The organism is Paraburkholderia agricolaris (genome assembly GCF_009455635.1).
Lineage (GTDB): Bacteria > Pseudomonadota > Gammaproteobacteria > Burkholderiales > Burkholderiaceae > Paraburkholderia > Paraburkholderia agricolaris.
This window is the reverse complement of sequence record NZ_QPER01000002.1, coordinates 360,883-378,958: the sequence shown is the minus strand read 5'-3', so window position 1 is coordinate 378,958 and position 18,076 is coordinate 360,883. Positions and strand designations below refer to the sequence as shown.

18 protein-coding genes are annotated in these 18,076 nt (G+C 62.6%); 11 read left to right on the top strand and 7 right to left on the bottom strand.

Annotation, left to right across the window (positions count from 1 at the left end):
* Window positions 1-295: 295 nt before the first annotated feature.
* Window positions 296-1,165 carry a LysR substrate-binding domain-containing protein gene (locus tag GH665_RS23180; RefSeq protein WP_153139262.1) on the bottom strand — a complete coding sequence of 290 codons (870 nt, stop codon included), beginning with the start codon at window positions 1,163-1,165 and terminating at the stop codon, window positions 296-298.
* A 193-nt stretch (window positions 1,166-1,358) separates the two neighbouring features.
* On the opposite strand from GH665_RS23180, the gene GH665_RS23175 reads away from it, so the two are divergent.
* The 7 genes from GH665_RS23175 to metC all read left to right on the top strand — a co-directional run bounded on the left by GH665_RS23175 (window position 1,359) and on the right by metC (window position 8,017).
* Complete coding sequence (locus GH665_RS23175; protein ID WP_153139261.1) at window positions 1,359-2,183, top strand: transporter substrate-binding domain-containing protein; 825 nt, start codon at window positions 1,359-1,361, stop codon at window positions 2,181-2,183.
* Window positions 2,184-2,193: 10 nt separating this feature from the next.
* Window positions 2,194-2,886: an amino acid ABC transporter permease gene (locus tag GH665_RS23170; RefSeq protein ID WP_153139260.1), complete on the top strand. Its 693-nt coding sequence runs from the start codon at window positions 2,194-2,196 to the stop codon at window positions 2,884-2,886.
* Window positions 2,887-2,890: 4 nt separating this feature from the next.
* Window positions 2,891-3,583, top strand: a complete 693-nt coding sequence (locus tag GH665_RS23165) for an amino acid ABC transporter permease (RefSeq protein WP_153139259.1) — start codon at window positions 2,891-2,893, stop codon at window positions 3,581-3,583.
* A gap of 18 nt (window positions 3,584-3,601) precedes the next feature.
* Window positions 3,602-4,357: an amino acid ABC transporter ATP-binding protein gene (locus GH665_RS23160; RefSeq protein ID WP_153139258.1), complete on the top strand. Its 756-nt coding sequence runs from the start codon at window positions 3,602-3,604 to the stop codon at window positions 4,355-4,357.
* Between the two features lie 133 nt (window positions 4,358-4,490).
* Window positions 4,491-5,027 carry a cysteine dioxygenase family protein gene (locus tag GH665_RS23155; protein WP_408270211.1) on the top strand — a complete coding sequence of 179 codons (537 nt, stop codon included), beginning with the start codon at window positions 4,491-4,493 and terminating at the stop codon, window positions 5,025-5,027.
* Window positions 5,028-5,158: 131 nt separating this feature from the next.
* On the top strand, window positions 5,159-6,748 hold the full coding sequence (locus GH665_RS23150) for a rhodanese-like domain-containing protein (protein WP_153139256.1): 1,590 nt from the start codon (window positions 5,159-5,161) through the stop codon (window positions 6,746-6,748).
* A gap of 75 nt (window positions 6,749-6,823) precedes the next feature.
* Window positions 6,824-8,017 carry a cystathionine beta-lyase gene (gene metC, locus GH665_RS23145; protein WP_153139255.1) on the top strand — a complete coding sequence of 398 codons (1,194 nt, stop codon included), beginning with the start codon at window positions 6,824-6,826 and terminating at the stop codon, window positions 8,015-8,017.
* 3 nt (window positions 8,018-8,020) lie between these two features.
* Here the strand turns inward: metC and GH665_RS23140 are convergent, their stop codons facing one another.
* A complete protein-coding gene (locus GH665_RS23140) occupies window positions 8,021-8,626 on the bottom strand; it encodes a fumarate hydratase C-terminal domain-containing protein (RefSeq protein ID WP_153139254.1) in 606 nt (201 codons plus the stop codon).
* Window positions 8,627-8,628: 2 nt separating this feature from the next.
* Window positions 8,629-9,501, bottom strand: a complete 873-nt coding sequence (locus tag GH665_RS23135; protein ID WP_153139253.1) for a fumarate hydratase — start codon at window positions 9,499-9,501, stop codon at window positions 8,629-8,631.
* 175 nt (window positions 9,502-9,676) lie between these two features.
* On the opposite strand from GH665_RS23135, the gene GH665_RS23130 reads away from it, so the two are divergent.
* Window positions 9,677-10,699 (top strand): ketopantoate reductase family protein, encoded by a 1,023-nt coding sequence (locus tag GH665_RS23130; protein WP_153139252.1) that lies wholly within the window; start codon window positions 9,677-9,679, stop codon window positions 10,697-10,699.
* Window positions 10,700-10,702: 3 nt separating this feature from the next.
* Here GH665_RS23130 and GH665_RS23125 read toward each other — a convergent pair whose 3' ends face one another.
* The 4 genes from GH665_RS23125 to GH665_RS23110 all read right to left on the bottom strand — a co-directional run bounded on the left by GH665_RS23125 (window position 10,703) and on the right by GH665_RS23110 (window position 14,398).
* On the bottom strand, window positions 10,703-11,521 hold the full coding sequence (locus tag GH665_RS23125; RefSeq protein WP_153139250.1) for a cupin domain-containing protein: 819 nt from the start codon (window positions 11,519-11,521) through the stop codon (window positions 10,703-10,705).
* A 25-nt stretch (window positions 11,522-11,546) separates the two neighbouring features.
* On the bottom strand, window positions 11,547-12,173 hold the full coding sequence (locus GH665_RS23120; protein ID WP_153139248.1) for a flavin reductase family protein: 627 nt from the start codon (window positions 12,171-12,173) through the stop codon (window positions 11,547-11,549).
* A gap of 28 nt (window positions 12,174-12,201) precedes the next feature.
* Entirely contained in the window at window positions 12,202-13,164 is a 963-nt protein-coding gene (locus GH665_RS23115) for an amidohydrolase family protein (RefSeq protein ID WP_153139246.1), read from the bottom strand.
* A 61-nt stretch (window positions 13,165-13,225) separates the two neighbouring features.
* Window positions 13,226-14,398 (bottom strand): porin, encoded by a 1,173-nt coding sequence (locus GH665_RS23110; RefSeq protein WP_153139244.1) that lies wholly within the window; start codon window positions 14,396-14,398, stop codon window positions 13,226-13,228.
* A 388-nt stretch (window positions 14,399-14,786) separates the two neighbouring features.
* Here GH665_RS23110 and GH665_RS23105 point away from each other — a divergent pair, with 388 nt between their 5' ends.
* From GH665_RS23105 to GH665_RS23095, 3 genes are all read left to right on the top strand, one after another.
* A complete protein-coding gene (locus GH665_RS23105; protein WP_153139242.1) occupies window positions 14,787-16,109 on the top strand; it encodes an MFS transporter in 1,323 nt (440 codons plus the stop codon).
* Window positions 16,110-16,140: 31 nt separating this feature from the next.
* Window positions 16,141-16,872 carry an HpcH/HpaI aldolase family protein gene (locus tag GH665_RS23100; RefSeq protein WP_153139240.1) on the top strand — a complete coding sequence of 244 codons (732 nt, stop codon included), beginning with the start codon at window positions 16,141-16,143 and terminating at the stop codon, window positions 16,870-16,872.
* 141 nt (window positions 16,873-17,013) lie between these two features.
* Entirely contained in the window at window positions 17,014-17,781 is a 768-nt protein-coding gene (locus GH665_RS23095; RefSeq protein WP_153139238.1) for a DNA-binding transcriptional regulator, read from the top strand.
* Window positions 17,782-18,076 lie beyond the last annotated feature (295 nt).

The window sequence follows — 18,076 nt, the reverse complement described above, 5'->3', positions numbered from 1 at the left end:
TCCCCTACCAAGGCCCGCCCATTGGAATATAGACGTGCAGAGGTAGACGCACGCCCCGCCTGAGCGGGTGTGCGGTTTCTGACTACAGGCTGTCAAACCTGATCGCCGGGTGTATCCCGACGACTCGACAATTATAAGGCAGACCACCGCGCTTGAATCCGACCGTGCAAGCCAAATGTTTGATTTGGCCTAAAGGATAAGGAGCGGTAGGACAAAGGACATGCACAGTCCGTCAACGCAGCCACCCACCCATCGGCATCGCGCTATCGTGACCACACCACCCCCACCCCACCACTCACACAAACTGCGGCCCAAACCGCGTCGCAATATGCTCGTTCGAATCGAACAGTTCACGCAGAATCGGACTCGTACAACTGGGCTGCACATAAAGATAAAACGCGACTTCCGGCAGACGCGGCAAACCATCCGCCTCCGTCAACACACGCATATTCGCGTCAAGCAATTCAGTCGTGCGGGCGGTCACACCCAAGCCAGCACTGATAGCCGCCTTGATCCCCACGAGCGTCGGTGAGATATAGCTGGTTCGCCACAGAATGTGCCGCTCGTCCAGACACGAAATCGATACTTGACGAAACAGGCTCAGCTCGTCGGCCATCACCAACGGCACGGGCGCGGTTGCGTCGAAGATAAAGTCCTCCGCACAGATCCATACCATCGGCGAAGTGCGCAGCTTGATTCCCGGAAACGCATTGTCATAACGCGTGGAAATCGCCAGATCGAGTTCCTTGTCGCGCAGCGCATCCATCAGGAACGGACTGCGGCCGACGTTGATCTCCATCTGCAACTCGGGCGAGAGCTTCGACAGACGCCGCAAAAGATTCGGCAAGATCGAGTCCGCCACGTCGTGCGGCGAGCCAATGCGAATTTTCTCGATTGGCCCGCGCGTTTGTATCACCTGCACCGCCTGGTCGTTCAACGCCAGGATCTTGTGCGCATAGGCCATCAGCCGCGTCCCGTCGGGCGTCATCGACTTGTGCCGACCACGCTTCTCGAACAGCGAGCACCCCATCTCCTGCTCGAGCCGCTGCATCTGCTGCGTCACGGCGGACTGCGTGCGGCCCACGCGCTCGGCCGCCGCCGCAAAGGTTTCATGCTGTGCAATCGCGACGAAAGTACGCAACAAATCGATATCGAGGTTTCGCATCACCCGCTTCGCTCACTTCAGAATTTCTAATGCTTTCGCGTTAAAAATTAAATTGTTGCCGGTCATTCTCGCGATAACCTGCTTGACACTCAAGCAATATTTAAGGAATTGGCGATAACGTCGGCGCGTCGCGGTCACCCCCGCAAGGCGCCGAAGCGGGGAATCAGCTTCATTCAATCGGAGACGAAAGACCATGTGGCAACGAAAACTGGCTGTCCTTATCTTCACAACGACTGCCACCGCAGGCGTCGCGCATGCTGACGCGCTGGCCGACATCAAGGCGCGCGGCACGCTCGTGTGCGGCACGCAGAATGCCAGCGAACCTTATGCCTTCCCCGATACCGCCACGCGGCAGATCGTCGGCTTCGATGTCGATGTTTGCCGCGCGCTCGCGCAGGGACTCGGGGTAAAACTCGACCAACGCGCGCTCTCGACCGACGCACGAATCGCCGAACTCAAGACACATCGTGTGGACCTGCTGGCCGCCGCCATGGCGTGGATGCCGGCGCGTGCCACGCAGGTCGACTTCAGCGATCAGTACTTCGTCGCGCCCATTCGTGTGCTGGTGCGCGCCGACTCGCCGATTCAGACGCTCAATCAACTCGCGGGCAAGAAGATCGCCGCGTCCGAAGGCTCCAGTTCAGCGGCGGTCGCCGTGACAAGCCTGCCCGACTCGAACCTGCTGACCTTTCACGACATCTCGTCCGCCTATCTCGCGCTGCAACAACACAAGGTCGACGGCCTGGTCGCCGGTCAGCTGATCCTCGCGCGCTTTGCCAACGAGGCGGCACAGAACCATGGCCAGCAATATCGGCTGCTCGCCAGCCCGGTGTACGAGGAGCGCTGGGGCGTGGTGATGAACAAGAACGAACCGGCGTTGATGGCGGCCGTCAACAAGATCCTCCTCGACTACGACAAGACCAACGGCCTGCAGACGAGCTTCGACAAGTGGCTCGGCACGAACTCCGTCTACAAGTTCACGCGCGACTACAAGGTCGAGCCCATCAAGGCACAGTGATCCCAAGACAATGTTCGATTTCTCGTTCCTTCTCGACGACGGTTACCTAACGCTGCTACGAAACGGCGTGCTGACCACGGTGCGCCTGTTCGTCGTCTCGGGTCTGATGGCAAGCGCGATCGGTATCGTGCTCGCCACGCTGCGCGCGCTGCCGATTCGCTTCTGCAAGGCGCTTGTCGTGGTGATCGTCGAATACCATCGCAACGTGCCGGTGCTGGTGCAGATTCTCGTCTGGTATTTCGGGGTTCCACAGATCCTGCCTGAGCCGCTCAAGCTGTGGATCAACGCGGGCAATACCGAGTTCTTTCTCGCCGCCGTCGCGCTTTCGTTGAACTCGGGCGCTTTCGTCTCCGAGGACATCCGCTCCGGGCTCCGCGCAATACCCTATACCCAGCAGGAAGCTGCGTGGTCAATCGGCCTCACGTATCTGCAGTCATTGCGCTACGTAATCCTGCCGCAGGGCATCAGGGCCGCGCTCCCGGCGCTGCTCAACCAGGCATTGCTGTTGTTCAAGAACAGTTCGCTGGCAATGGCCATTGGCGTGCACGAACTGCTCTATCGCACGAAGCAGATCGACAACCTCACGTTCCGCACCTTCGACATCTTCCTTGTGGCCACTGTTCTGTATCTGATCGGCACGCTGGCGCTGATGGCGCTTTCGGAACACTTTGTCAAACGCCGTACGGCGCCCACAGGAGTTTGACGTCATGTTTGAAATCCTGCATGACCATCTGGCGCTATTCCTTGTTGGCGCATGGCCAAACGGCCCGCTCGGCGGCGTGGCAAACACGTTGATCCTCGCGGCGCTCGGGCTCGTCGCATCGTTTCCGCTCGCGATCGCTATCGGCATGGCGCAAGTCTCGCCGTGGCGCTGGCTACGGACCGGTGCGGGCGTATGGACGCGCTTCGTACGCGGCATCCCGTTGCTGCTGATCATCTTCTGGGCGTATTTCGCCGTACCGCTGCTGGTGGGCGCCGAAGTCTCGGCCTTCACGACCGCGGTGTGCGCGATCATCGTCTACGAGAGCGCGTTTCTCGCGCAGATCGTGCGTGCCGGCCTCGAAAGCCTGCCGCGCGGCCAGATGGAATCGGCACGCTCGAACGGCCTCTCATGGCTGCAGAGCATGCGCTATGTGCAGTTGCCGCAAGCGCTCACCAACATGCTTCCGTCGATCGTGAATCAGTCCGTGTCGATCATCAAGGCGACATCGCTCGCCTACGTGATCGGCGTACCTGAACTCACGTATTCGGCGGCCCAGGTGAATGCGATCACGTTGACCAAGCCCTTGCAAACCTTCCTGGTGCTCGCCGCTTTCTATTTCGTGTTGTGCTTCGCAATCTCCCGTTTCGCCGGGTGGCTGGAGCGCCGCGTCGCCCGTCATCGCATCGGGCTCGCGTAATCAGGAGACCCCTACACCATGCTCGCATTCGAGAACGTAAACAAGTATTACGGCACCTTCCACGTGCTCAAGGGAATTGACGCGACGATCAACCGAGGCGAAGTGGTCGTGGTGTGCGGTCCGTCAGGCTCCGGCAAATCGACGCTGATCCGCACCGTGACGCGTCTCGAAGCCATCCAGAGCGGACGCATCCTGTTCGAGGGGCGCGACGTCGTCGCGCGTGACTGCAACGTCAACCGGCTGCGGGCGCGAATCGGCTTTGTATTCCAGAGCTTCAACCTGTTCCAGAACCTCTCCGTGCGGCAGAACCTCATTCTTGGGCCGACCAAGGTACTGGGTATGTCGCGTGACGCGGCCGTCGCTCAGGCCGAGACCCTGCTCGCCAAAGTCGGGCTGGCAAACAGGATCGACGCGATGCCGGCCAATCTCTCCGGTGGCCAACAGCAGCGGGTGGCGATTGCGCGCGCGCTGGCGATGAAGCCGCCGCTCATGCTGTTCGACGAACCGACCAGCGCGCTCGATCCCGAGATGGTGCAGGAAGTATTGCAGGTGATGCGCTCGCTCGCCGACGAAGGCATGACGATGATGATCGTCACCCACGAGATGGGCTTCGCACGGGAAGTCGCGAGCCGCGTCTGGTTCATGGACCAGGGCGAATTACTCGAGGACGCGCCGCCCGCGCAGTTCTTCGATCGTCCCGCGCATGCGCGCGCGCAGCGCTTTCTGCAGGACGTGCTGCGCCCCGCGTCGCACGCCGCCACGCTGGTCGATTGAACCCCTGATCGCCTCAACGACTTAACGACTTAACGACTCATTTTTTGCTCAATACCGTTCGGAGAATCCTGTTATGTCCACGCTGTCCGTTCCTCAACAACGTCAGGCCGCCGTCGCCGCTTCGATTGCCGCCATGAAGGCCACGCTGGCACGCGAGGGCGAGACTCGCACCGCGCTGGCCGCCGTGCTCGACGAGGTCAAGGCCCTCGCCGCATACAGTACGTTCTGGCAAGACGCTGAGTTCCCGGCGCCGGCCGAAGGCGAGTTGCAGGCGCGTTATCTGATTTCGGAGGACGCGAACCAGAGCTACGCGCTGTACCTGAATGTCATGCGTCCCGGCAAGAAGATCACGCCGCACAACCATACGACGTGGGCATGCATCGCCGCGGTCGAGGGAACGGAATACAACTACGTCTATCGCCGCACCGACGACGGCACTATCCCCGGCGTCGGCACTCTGGAGGTGACCGATACCGTGGTCGTCGATCCGGGTCACGGCATAGCACTCGCGGCCGACGACATCCACGCCGTCGAGATCAAGGGCGACGCGCCGATCCGCCATCTCCACATGTACGGTCGCGCGCTCGAAACGCTGACCGAACGCATCACGTTCGATCTGGCCACCGGCCGGTACCAGATCATGGATATCGGCGTTAAAACGCGCCGCTGATTCCCGCGCGTTCCGGAACGGCAGCGCTGCCGCTCCGGAACCCGCCTTACCTGACACACCCTGTTGCCGTCCACCGCAGCGTTGCTCGCGGTGCGGCCCCGCTCATCCTTTCGATCCGATCTCTTATCGTCATGACATCGCTGGTTACCGCAAAAGACCTGAAAGCCTGGCTGCACGACGGCGCCGAAATCGCGCTGTTCGATGTGCGCGAGCACGGCCAGTACGGCGAAGCCCATTTGTTCTACGCCGTGCCCTTACCGTTCAGCCGGCTCGAGATCGACGCCCCGCGTCTCGCGCCGCGCCGCACGGCTCGCGTCGTGGTGTACGACGGCGATGGCACCGTCGCGTTCGAAGCCGCCGAGCGCCTCGAAGCCCTCGGCTATACCGACGTGTACGTACTGCGGGACGGCGCATCAGGCTGGACGCGCGCGGGCTATACGCTGTTTGCCGGCGTGAACGTGCGATCCAAGGCTTTCGGTGAACTTGTCGAAGCGGCCTTTCATACGCCCCGCGTCACCGCGCGAGAACTCGCGGCGATGCGCGATTCGGGCGCCGATGTCGTCATCGTCGATGGCCGTCCGGTCAACGAATACCTGAAGATGACGATTCCGTCGTCGATCTGCTGCCCCAACGGTGAACTGGGTTACCGTATCCGCGAACTGGTGCCGAATCCGGATACACCCATCGTCGTCAATTGCGCAGGGCGCACGCGCAGCATCATCGGTGCGCAGACGCTGATCAATCTGGGCATTTCGAATCCTGTCATGGCGCTAGAGAACGGCACGCAGGGCTGGTTCCTTGAGGACTTCGAGCTTGAGCACGGCAGTACGCGCCGCTATCCCGATGCGGTCACGCCCTCGGCGGTCGAAGACATGCGGCACGCAAGTCATCAACTCGCCGAACGCTTTACCGTTCCCGACATCGACCGTGCCACGCTCGCGCGTTGGGTCGACGAAGGCACGCACAGCCTGTTCCTGTGCGACGTACGCACGCCGGAGGAATTCGCCAAGGGTAGCTTGCCCGGTGCGCAGCATACGCCGGGCGGCCAGTTGATCCAGGCGACCGATCAGTACGTCGGCGTACGTCACGCGCGTCTCGTCCTTTTCGATGCCGACGGCGTGCGTGCCGCGATTGTCGCCAGCTGGTTGCGCCTGATGGGACACGATGCTTACGTACTGCGTGACGGCATCGCGAGCGGGGCATCGGTACCCGTGGCCACTGCGGTCGTACTGCCAGCATTGTCCTCGGTCAGTGTCGAGGCCCTTGCCGATGCGTTGGCGGCCGGAACAGCGCAAGTGGTCGATCTGCGGCCGAGCACGGCCTATCGGTGTGCGCACGTGCCAGGCTCGACGTGGGTCATCCGCTCGCGCCCCCCTGTGTTCGCAGCCGGCCTTGATATCGTGCTGGTGGCCGACGACGATCGCATCGCGGAACTCGCGGCCGCCGACTGGCGTCGGCATGCACCGTACAGCAACGCGCGCTTCATGCTGCTGGCCGGCGGTTTTGCCGCGTGGACGGCAGCGGATCAGCCGGTTGAAGCGACACCCGAGTTGCCGCCGGACAGCGAATGCATCGACTACCTGTTCTTCGTGCACGACCGGCACGACGGCAACAAGGCGGCGGCCCGGCAGTACCTTGCCTGGGAAACCGGACTGCTCGCGCAACTCGATGCGGAAGAGCTGGCTGGCTTCAAGATCGGGGCGCATGCCGCTACGCTGTAGCCATCGATTACCTCTGCGAACATGAGATCGAATTTGCCGGACGCTCGACGTCCGGTCATCACAACCGGAACAGACATGTCATCGAAATCCTCATCGCAAGGTCTGGCCACTCGCCTCGTCAAGGGCGGCACGTCGCCTGTCTTCGAAGGCGGACGCGCCGTCAATCCGCCCATCGTGCGGGCGTCCACCGTGCTGTTCGAATCGATGGATGCGCTCGAAGACGCACGCCACAGGCGTAATAACGAGCGGATGTTCACCTACGGCGCGCGCGGCAACCCCACCGGCTTCGCACTGGAAGACGTCGTCGCGCAGCTCGAAGGCGGTTATCGCACGCGACTCTTTCCGACCGGACTGGCTGCAATTTCAATGGTGTTCATGGCATTCGTGCGGCCCGGCGATCATGTGCTGATCGCCGACTGTGTCTATCAGCCACTGCGCCACTTCGTCGACACCTTCCTGCGGCCGTGGGGTATCGAAGTGACCTACTTTCGCGCTGACGGCAGCGACCTTGCGCAGCAGATGAGGCCGGCCACGAAGCTGGTCTATGTCGAATGCCCTGGTTCGCTCGTCTACGAGATGTGCGACCTGCCGGCGCTAGCCGAGATCGCGCATCGCCACGGCGCGTTGCTGGTTGCCGACAACACATGGGGTTCGGGCATGCAATACCGGCCACTCGTATTGGGCGCCGACGTCTCCGTGATGGCGGCGACCAAATACCTCGGCGGACACTCGGACGTGATGATGGGCACGTTGACGACCACCCAGGACGCCTGGCAAGCGGTCGCCACGATGTGCGACGCGCAAGGCGTTGCGGTCAGTCCCGACGACGCCTACCTGGTGTTACGCGGCACGCGCACGCTGGCCGCCCGTCTGGCGATGCATGAACGTCACGCACTCGAAGTTGCGCATTGGCTGGTGGCCCATCCCGCCGTGGCACGCGTGTACTGCCCGGCGCTTGCCGATGACCCCGGCCACGCGCTGTGGAAACGCGATTGCACCGGCACGAACGGTCTGATCTCCTTCGAGTTCGCCAAAGCCGATCCCGCCGCGGCTACACGCTTCGTCGATTCGCTCGATCTCTTCGGCATCGGCGCATCCTGGGGCGGCTTCGAAAGCCTGGCGACCGTCGCCAAAGTCGCGAACACTCGCACCTGCGTCGACTGGTCGAATGCCGGCCCCATCGTGCGTCTGCATATCGGCCTGGAGGACCCGCGTGATCTCATCGCCGATCTCTCGCAAGCATTTGCGCGGATTGGCGACGGGCGCTGAACTTTACGTACCCAGGACCCGCAATATCTCCGGCATCCGCGCCACCGCGCGTTCGTGCAACTGCGTATAAAGGCTGTTGCCGTGCGCATCGATCGCGACGGTCGCGGGTCCGAGTTGCTCGACTTCGAGCGTGAGCAAGCGGAACTGCGAGATGTATTCGGTCCAGTTCATCGCTACGACCCGGCGCAACGCAGCCGACAGCAGATGCGCGCCGCCGCCCAGAAACGACAGATACACACAACCGCATTCGCGCATCGCCGCTGCGCTTGCTTCGTCGAGTCCGCCCTTACCGCCTACGAGGCGCACGCCGAGACCCCGGATCAGCGTGGGCATCCACGGGTTGTACCGGGTGCTGGTGCTCGGGTTCAGATAGAGCGGAACGGGGCCGTCCGCCGTTTCGTCGACGTAGGTGCTCAAATGGAAGAACGCGCCGTCGCGTAGATCGACCGGCAGCGGCGCGCCCCGCTCCACGGCTTCGGCGAGCCGGCGATGCGTCGGCAAACCGATGCTGACAGTGATCTCACCCGATAGCCGCACCATGTCGCCGAGTTTCAGATCGAGCACGCTCTCGCGCGTGAGCGGCAAACGCAAATCGTGAATCTGGCTCATCGTTAGCACTCCATGAATTCGACGCGGCCATCGCCGTGAATACGCGCCGCGGTACGGCGGTTGATCCAGCAGTTGAAGCACACGGCAACTGGCACGAAACCATGACTCGCGGCGTAATCGACATGCACGGCCATCGCCGTGGTGTCGCCGCCCGTTCCCATCGGCCCGAAGCCCATCGCGTTGACGGCGCCAAGCAGGCGCTTCTCCATGCGCTCAAGGATGGGCTCCGGGTTGGTCTGGCCAAACGGTCGCAGCATCTGTTCTTTCGCGAGACGGGCCGCATAGTCGAACGTGCCGCCGATGCCAACACCAATCACGAGCGGCAGGCAAGGCTGTGACCCGGCGCGCAGCATCGTGTCGAGCACGAAGCGTTCGATCTGTTCCAGAGTCGGATACACGAACGCGTCGATGGCTTCCCAGCGGCCCGTGCCCATCGCTTTCGGCGCGCAGACAATGTCGACGTAGTCGGCGTCGTCGATCACGTCGAAGCTTACGATCGGCATGTCCTTGCCCGCATAGCTGCGCTCGTGCGTCAGCGGATTCGTGACCATCTTGAGGATCGGCGGTGAGATGTTCGCTGCCAGTTCTGCAAAGCCTTCGCGGATGGCGGCGCGCACCGGTCCGTCGAACTGAACGCGCGTGCCGATCTTGATGCTGTAGGTCGGAATGCCGACGTCGCTGCAAACGAGCGTGCCGTTCCGCCGTGCGCCGTCGGCGCTTTCGAGCATGATCTTGAGCGTCGCCTTGCCGGTCGGATCCGACTCGGCGCCAGACGCTTGCTGCAAAAACGCGCGCGTGTCGTCCGGAATCGCTTTCAGCGAGCGTTCGTAAAGTTGTGCGGTGACACGCTTGATGATCGTGCTGTTAATCGGCATCGTGGAGATTCCTGAAGATGAAACGGAGTCTGCTTACCTGCCGGCCCGCCACTGCGAACCAATGGCTCGCGGGCTCGCGCAAGATTCCGGCAGGAGAAAAGCGGGCAGAAAGAACTAGACGGACTGGGCGCAGTGGCGACAATAAGTGGCTCCCTTTGATCACAGCGAATCCACCATGAACGATTTCCCCACGCACGCGCGACGTATCGGCATCATCGGCGCGGGTGCGATCGGCGGCCACTTTGCCGCTCGCCTCGCGCTCGCCGGGCATCGCGTATCGATCCTCGCACGCGGCGCCACGCTGGATGCGCTTGCCACATCCGGACTGCGTTATACGTGTCCCGGTGAAGCTGAACAGATCATCGCGGTAGACGCTCATGCAAGTTGCGCGGACATGGGTCCGCAGGATCTGGTGATCATTGCGCTGAAGTCGCACGCGCTGCCCGCCATTGCCGCGTCGCTCACGCCGCTCATCGGCCGCGAAACCGTCGTGCTGCCAGTGGGAAACGGTCTGCCGTGGTGGTACTTTCTCGCTCAGGGCATTCCGCTCGAAGGGCTGCGCCTCGCAAGCGTCGACCCGGACGGCGCCATTGAGCGCGCGCTGCCGTTCGAGCAAGTGCTCGGCGGCAGCGTGATGGCGTCGTGCAGTTCGCCCGCACCCGGCGTGGTCCGTCATCACAGCGGCGGCAAGATCGTGATCGGCGAGCCGTGCGGTGGCATCAGCATGCGAGCGCGCGACTGGGCACAATTGCTGACGGCCGCCGGCCTGCCGACCACCACCAGCGACGACGTGCGACGCGATCTGTGGCTCAAGCTGCTCGGCAACGTATGCGCGAATCCGTTGAGCCTCATCACGCAGGCAAGTACCGACCGTCTGGTCGACGATCCCGGCACGCGCGCCATTTTCGAAGCCCTGATGGCGGAGTGCCTCGCGCTCGGCCAGCGTGCCGGTCTCGCACTCGAGATCGACATCGCGCAACGCATCGCCCAGACGCGCCAGCTCGGCGCGATCAAGACCTCGATGTTGCAGGACCTTGAGGCCGGCCGCCGCGTCGAACTCGACGCGATTCTCGGCGCGCCGCTGGAATGCGCGGCACGGCTCGATGCTGCCGTGCCCCTCATGCAGACGGTGTTTGCGCTCGCCCGTTTGCGTGCGGCGCAGGCGGGCCTCGATGGCGGACATACCGGTTCTCGCTAACGGTCAGCCGCGCGTATAGTCGGCCGAGTTGGCGACCCAGCCCTTGTCGATGAAGTCCGTGCGCGGCGGCGAGAACACGTCGATCAAAAGATGGCGGCCAGTGCCAACGCCTTCGGTGGTGTGGATCAGATGAACCGGAATCGAGATCATCGATGCCGGACCGGCTTCAAGATGCTGATCGTCGCGCCACTGATTCGCGTCGGCGCCCCATTGCACGCGCAGATGATGAATGAAATGTCCGTCGATCGCGAGCGACCCCTGTTCGAAACTCGTGTGGCTATGCGGGCTAAGCGCCGAGCGGTCCCGCGCATCCTGATACTCGACCCAGTTGATGCTGAGCGTGTCGGTTTGCAGCATCTTCAGACGCGGTTTGTCGGCAGGCGGCCGGATGCCGTCGATACTGATCACCTGCAATTCGCCGTTCGCGCGCGTACGTCGATAACCGGCATCGCTGCCGACGATACGCGGGTCAGCCGACGCATAGTCATGTTCGTTGATTGCTGCGCCGGGCGCGAGATCCACACGTGACGACGCGATCAGCACCGCGCGGCCAGCGCCTTCTGGTTTCACCGAGACGTCGCCCGCGGGCAACACGCAGACGCTGCGGCCCGGTACGGATTGCGCGACGCCTTTGGCAGTACGCACTTCAGCGCCGGTTTCGTCGGGCAGGAGCAGCAGCATTTCGTGCGCACTGCGTGCTTCGAAGGTCTTGCCATCGCCTTGCAGCCATTGCACGAAGAAGTTCTGGCCGCGCGTCACGCCGCCTGGCGCAAGATCGTAGACGGCGGTTTCCCGCACGCTGGTATCGGTTGTAGTGGTCATGTTCGGTTCCTTCTTGATTGGGGGATCAGTCGCGCCGCGGGCTCGGACGGCCCAGCACGTCCATGCGGCCGACAGTGGCGTAACGGTTGCCGTCGAGGCGGGTCAGCGGTTCGGTGCGGGCCGTATCGAAACGCCCGTCCTCGCCGATGAAACGTTCGTCCAGATGCACGCCGACCACGCGCCCAAACACCACATTGCTGGCCGTCTCACCGGGCCCCGTCGGTTCGATATCGACGATGCGCAGCAAGCGGCACTCCATGCTGGCGGGCGAAGCCGCTACGCGAGGCGGCTTCACCATCACGCTCGGGGCCTTGTCGAGACCGGCCAGTTCGAACTCGTCGGTGCCGTAAGGCGCGTCGATCGAACTGAGATTCATCTGGGTACGCAGATCCCACGTCACCAGATTCGTGACGAACTCGCCGGTCTCACGCACGTTGGTGATGGTGTCCTTCTCGTGCCGGTCGGCGGGCGCGTTGCACGAAAAGATCACTACCGGCGGCGCGGTCGAGACCAGATTGAAATGCGAGAACGGCGCGAGATTCACCTGCCCTTTGCTGTTCATCGTGCTGATCCAGCCAATCGGGCGCGGAGCGACGATTGCGTTGAATAGCGTGCGCTTGAAGTCCGGCGTGGTCGCGGGGTCTAGAAACATCGTTATCTCCTTGTACGACTCGGATTGCTCAGCGGCGCACGCCGCCTTTCACAAACACCTTCTTGCCCGTCTCGTAGAGCACGGCGTGGCGCTCCGCGTCGGTGAGCAACGTACTCGCGTCGAGCATGCGTTGCACCATATCCTTGTACGTGCCCGACGAGGTGCCGATATCGGAGCCCCACATGATGCGATCGGCGCCGAACATATCGACAGCCTGGCGCAGCACGTCACGCGCCGGGGTATCCGTCTCGCGGTAGATGTCGAGGTTGATCGAAGTGAACTTGAAGAAAATATTAGGCTCGGCGGCGAGCGGCACGAAGCGCGCGTCGAAACCGTAGTTGTCGTCCTCGACTTCCGGTTCGAGCATGTGGTCGAGCACGACACGCAAGTTCGGGAAGCGTCGCGCCAGTTCGATGATCGCCGGCACCGACGGGCCGCCGCCGCCGATCGCCAGCACTTCCAGATCCATCACGATGCCGTATTCGTTCGCCACGGCCCAGGTCTCCAGCGCGCGCGGCGAGTTCAGCCACGGCATGGTGCCGTCGGCTTCGCGTCCGCCGAACAGGCGCACGCCCGCGAGGCCATGTTTCTCGATGTACGAGCGCACCAGCGCCGGCGTCCCTGCGTCTTCCGCATCGAGAATGACGACGGCGGAAAACGTGTCGGGATACGCGTCCGACGAATCGAGGATATAGCTGTTGTCGAAGCGATAGGTCATACGTTTCTGCACGGCGACCGCGCCTTCGACGCGTTCGTCCTGCATCCACTGCAACATGCGCGCGACGTCCGGCACTTCATTGATCGGATTAAGGCCATGCTTGCCGCCCGGCAGACCGATCACGCCGGGCAGGCGTGGCGGCGCATTGGGCGAGCGCTTCATCGGATTGCGCGGGTAGCGCGTCTGGTCGTCGGCCACGAGATGCGCGTGCGAGTCGAACAGTTTGACGGTTTGACCGGCAGGAGAATTCGTGGGGTCTTGCTGGGAAGGCATGTCTCCTCCAGGGAGGTGTAGGTTGCTAAAAGGCGCATAGCTGACCCGCTACGCGTCGCGGCTAGAAAAGATGGCGGATGCCGAGCAGCACGGCGTTCTGCGTATCGGTCGCCGAGGGCGTCGCCGAGGTCAACGCTGCCACGGCGCGGTGTCCAGTCGAATCGAAGCCGCCCGCCGTCTCGCGCAGCAAGACGAAATAGAGGTCGGTCCGCTTCGAAAGCAGATAGTCAGCGCCGAGACTCCATTGCTGATAGCTGGCGCCGCTCTCGCCGTTATACGAACTCGCGCGCGTGTACGTGTAGGCAACGCCGAACTGTAGCGACGGCGTCATACTGTATTTCAGATTCGCTTCACCCGTGTTGAACGTGGCGGTCGCGCCGATTTCGCCCGCCGGCGGTTTGGCGCCCGCGACCGGCGTGCCGCCAATGTTGAAGAACTTCGTATTCGTATACATGCCGCCGAGCGTGAACGAACCGATCGCATACGATGCGCCCGCGCCCACGACCTGTTGCGATGCGGCCGTCGCATAGCCGCTGAAAACCGGGCTCGAGAAGTTGTTGCCGGTCGTGCTGCTGGTCGCATTGTTGCCGAACAGCGAGTAGTTCGGATTCTTCACATACAGATAGGCCGCCGCGAACTTGAAGGGCCCGTTGCCGTAATCGACGCCCGCGGAAATCATCTGATTCTGCGTCGTGTTGCCCGCAATGCCGCCGAGGCTGTACGTGGCGCCAAACTGCAATCCGCGATAACGGGGGCTCACATACTTGATCGCGTTGTTGGCGCGTTCGGTGCCGTCGACGTCGTCGAGACCGGCCGGATGGTAGCCCCACCCGGCGCCGCGCGCCGCCCAATCGCTGCCGGAAGAGAACGGTCCCAAGTAGGTCGACAGCGTCAGGTACTGACGGCCCAGCGTTACAGTTCCGTAAGGCGTGGCCACGCCGACGAAAGCCTGACGGCCAAACATCAACCCCGCCTGCATGGCGCCCGTCGTGGTGGTGAAGCCGCTTTCCAGCGTAAAGACGGCTTTGTAGCCGCCGCCCAGATCTTCACTGCCTGTCACACCAAAGCGCGATGCGCTCTCATTGCCGCCGGCAATCGCGAATTGAGACTTGCCGCCCGCGTTGCTGTTGTAGCGAAAACCGGCATCGACAATGCCGTAGAGCGTCACGCTGCTTTGCGCGTGTGCCGTGCAGGCGATACCGCAGGCTGCCATCAGGGACAATGTTTTTTTCATCGAGGTCTCCTCCGTGTCTTGGCCCGTTCGCGTTGCGTCACGGACTGTCAGTTTTTCGGCTTTTCAAAGTCGGCGAACGCACGCTATTGGCGGCTATCACGTTCGACGCCTCGTATGGTTCCACGCGATACGCGCCGGTCCAAGCGCGTTTCAGAAACTTTCCGCAGAACGAAAAGCACGACCTGCCACCTGGCCCTGAAAAAATGACCGGTTCGGCATGGATTCCGCCATGCGAAATCTTTCTGATTCATGCTTGAATCCCGGCGTCGGCGGGACATAGGATTGCTCACCTTGGGTCCGGCTTCGTTCAGAAGGGGCTCGCCACCAGATAAAAGCCGGCGCCGCGCACCTCAAGCGCGACCAACCGGCGCGCTACGTTGGAGGAGAGATGGAGATTTCGGTTGCCCCGGCGCTTAGCCAGGCAGTGACGCACGACGAACGCCTGATCCGGCGCGTATGGTGGCGCATCATGCCGCTGATTCTGGTCACGTATCTGGTGTCGGTCATCGACAAGATGAACGTCAGCTTCGCGAAGTTGCAGATGGTGCATCAGATTGGCATGACCGAAACGGCTTACGGTCTGGCGTCGTCGCTGTTCTTCATCGGCTATCTGATCTTCGAGATTCCGAGCGCGCTCGGCGTCCATCGCTTCGGCGCGCCGAAGTGGATTTTCCGCATTGTGCTGAGCTGGGGCATCGCGACCTTGCTCATCGCGTACATCTCGTCGGGTTCGATGTTCGCGGCGCTGCGGTTTCTGGTCGGCGCGGCGGAAGCCGGCTTGTATCCCGGCATCGTCTACTACCTGACCGTGTGGTTTCCGCGCCGCTACCAGGTGCGCGCAATCGCGCTTCTGACGCTCGGCAGTGCGCTTGGCAACATGCTCGGCTCGGCTTTCGGCGGCCTGCTCCTCTCGCTCGACGGCGTCTGGCACCACGCGGGCTGGCAATGGGTGTTTATCGTCACCGGCCTGCTTGCGCTCGTGCTCGCGCCGATCGTGCTGTTCTACCTGCCGCGCAGTGTGGAGACAGCGTCGTTTCTCGACCCGCAGGAGCGCAGTCACCTTGCGCGCATGGTCGCCGATGAAGCGCCGGCCGCTCATCACGAAGGCAGTGTCTGGAGCGTGCTGTGCGACCGCAAGGTGCAGGCATTTGCGCTCGGCTACACGTGTCTGCTCACGTCGCTTTACGGCCTCATTTACTGGCTGCCGACCGTGATCAAGGGATTCGGTGTCTCAAGTTCGCTCAACGGTCTGCTCACGATGATTCCGTGGGCACTGACCGCCGCGCTTTTGCTGATCGTGCCGCGCACGCTGAAGAATGAAAGCCAGGTACGCCTGGCCGCCGCGACCATCGGCATGGTGGGTTGTGTGGCCTTTGTGGCCAGCCTGCTGGTGAGCGATCCGGTGGCACGCTATGTCGCGCTTGTGATCGGCACGCCGTGCACGTCGCTGCTGCTGCCGTGCTTCTGGTCGTTGCCGTCGAAATATTTCAGCGGACGGCGCGCCGCCACCAGCCTCGCCGCGATTAGCAGCATCGGCAACCTCGGCGGCTTTCTCGCCCAGAACGCGATGCCGTGGATCGACAAGGCGTTCGGCCATCCCGGCTACGCCATGCTGCTGCCCGCCCTTTGCCTGCTGTTGCTCGGCTGCACCGCGCTCGCGTTGAAGGCTACGCGAGTTCATGCGCCGGTCAACCAGACCGCGTCCCGATAGGGCGCTTCCAATCCGCTTTCATCCATCATCCATGTCTACCAGCACGCACGACACCTCCACGCGCCAGATCGGCACTTTCGTCAAAACCGGCGCGCCACAGATCATCGAGATTCTCGGTGGCGCGGGACTCCACTTCGCGGTGATCGACGCAGAACACGCGCCGTTCGACCGTGCCACGCTCGACGTGATGGTGATCGCCGCGCGCTCCGTGAATTTGCCGCTGTTCGTGCGGATTCCCGACATGAGCGCCGCGACGATCCAGTCCGCGCTCGATCTCGGCGCCTCGGGACTGTTGGTGCCGCACGTCGACTCCGCGGACGACGCGCGCACGCTGGTCGCCCGCACGCGTTTTATCGACGGTGAACGCGGCTTCTCCAGTTCGCCCCGCTTTGCCGGTTACGGTGCGATGGGCATGCAGAAGGCCGTCGCGGCAGGCAACGGCACCGTGGTGATGTGCCAGATCGAGAGCCGCGCGGGCTGTGCCGCCGCGCATGAAATCGCGAACGTGGACGGCGTATCCGGCCTCTTCGTCGGCCGCGCTGATCTGGCTTTGTCGTTTGGCCTGACCAGCGCCCGTGCGCCCGAAGTGATGCAGGCTACCGTCCAGGTACTCGATATCGCACGGCGTGCCGGCAAGACGCCAGGCGTCGCCGTCGGCGAGGTCGACGAGTGCGCCGAATTCGAGCAGATGGGCGCGACGTGGTTCGTGATCGGATCGGATCAGTCGCTGCTTCGCAAGGGCGCACTGACGTTGATGGCCTGATTGCGGGCCAAATCCGTGGCGTGGCCACCGAGCTCGGCACGGCCGGTCCAGGTACATCAAAAACTGCGATAATCCGGGTTTGTTGACGGGCAAGCGTCAGATTGATCGACGTGCGCCCGACCACCCAGGCAAGGCGATACGATGACGGAACGCGAATCTTCGATCCGGGCGGTAGAAAGGGCAATCACCCTTCTGCGTGCCCTGAACCAGATGCCCGTTTCGACGCTCGACAGCCTGCATCAGTTGACCTCACTGCCGAAGCCCACGTTGATCCGCTTGCTGCGGACCTTCGAAGAACTGGGTCTCGCTGCGCGCGGCGCGCGACCCGGCGAATACCGCCTGCTCGACGGGGTCAACGCACTGAACTCGGGCTATCACCATGTGCCGCGCGTAGTCGAAATCGCCGCGCCGCTCGTGCGCAAACTCACCGAAGAGATCAAGTGGCCGATTGCCGTCGGCATGCTCGACGTCGACGCGCTAGTCGTACGCTACAGCACGATTCCGTATTCGCCGCTCTCGCTGCTGCATTCGTCGATCAACATGCGTCTAAGCCTCGTTTCGCGTGCGTTGGGACGGGCCTATCTCGCGTTCTGCTCGTCTGAAGAACAGGAGATGCTGCTCGAAGTCGTGCGGCAAAGTCATCACCCGGAGGACCGGCTCGCGCAGGATCGCGAAGCGGTCCAGGCGATGCTCGATCAAACTCGCCAGCGCGGATACGCGCTGCGCGATTCCACTGTGCGGCCAGTGTCCGGCACCATCGCCGTGCCGGTGAAGGCGAAGGAATTCGTTGTCGCATCTATCGGGCTCACGTGGTTTTCTTCCGCGCTTACAACGGAGAAAGTGGTCGATCGGTACCTGGACCAATTGCTCGACGTGTCACGGCGAATTTCGGAGCAGTTAGAGAATTAGTGAATGACGCGCGGCGGTCATGCGGCTATCGGCCAGTCACATTCGCGCGTCACGTCACGCCCATTTCGGCAGGTGGAATTCCGCGGAGTTGTGCTTGGCTGCAGCCGGGGCAGAACGTACTATTTCCCGAATAGAAGAGTTTATCGCGAGTATTGTTGGACAAATTCCAGTTCATTGGCAGCGGACATGTAGTCCATCTATTTTCGGCTCCGCCTGCCCCGCAGATATTCAATCGGAGACAGGGTATTCCGGAGCAAGCCGTGGGCTTGATCCAGTGTCTTCATTATCAATCTTC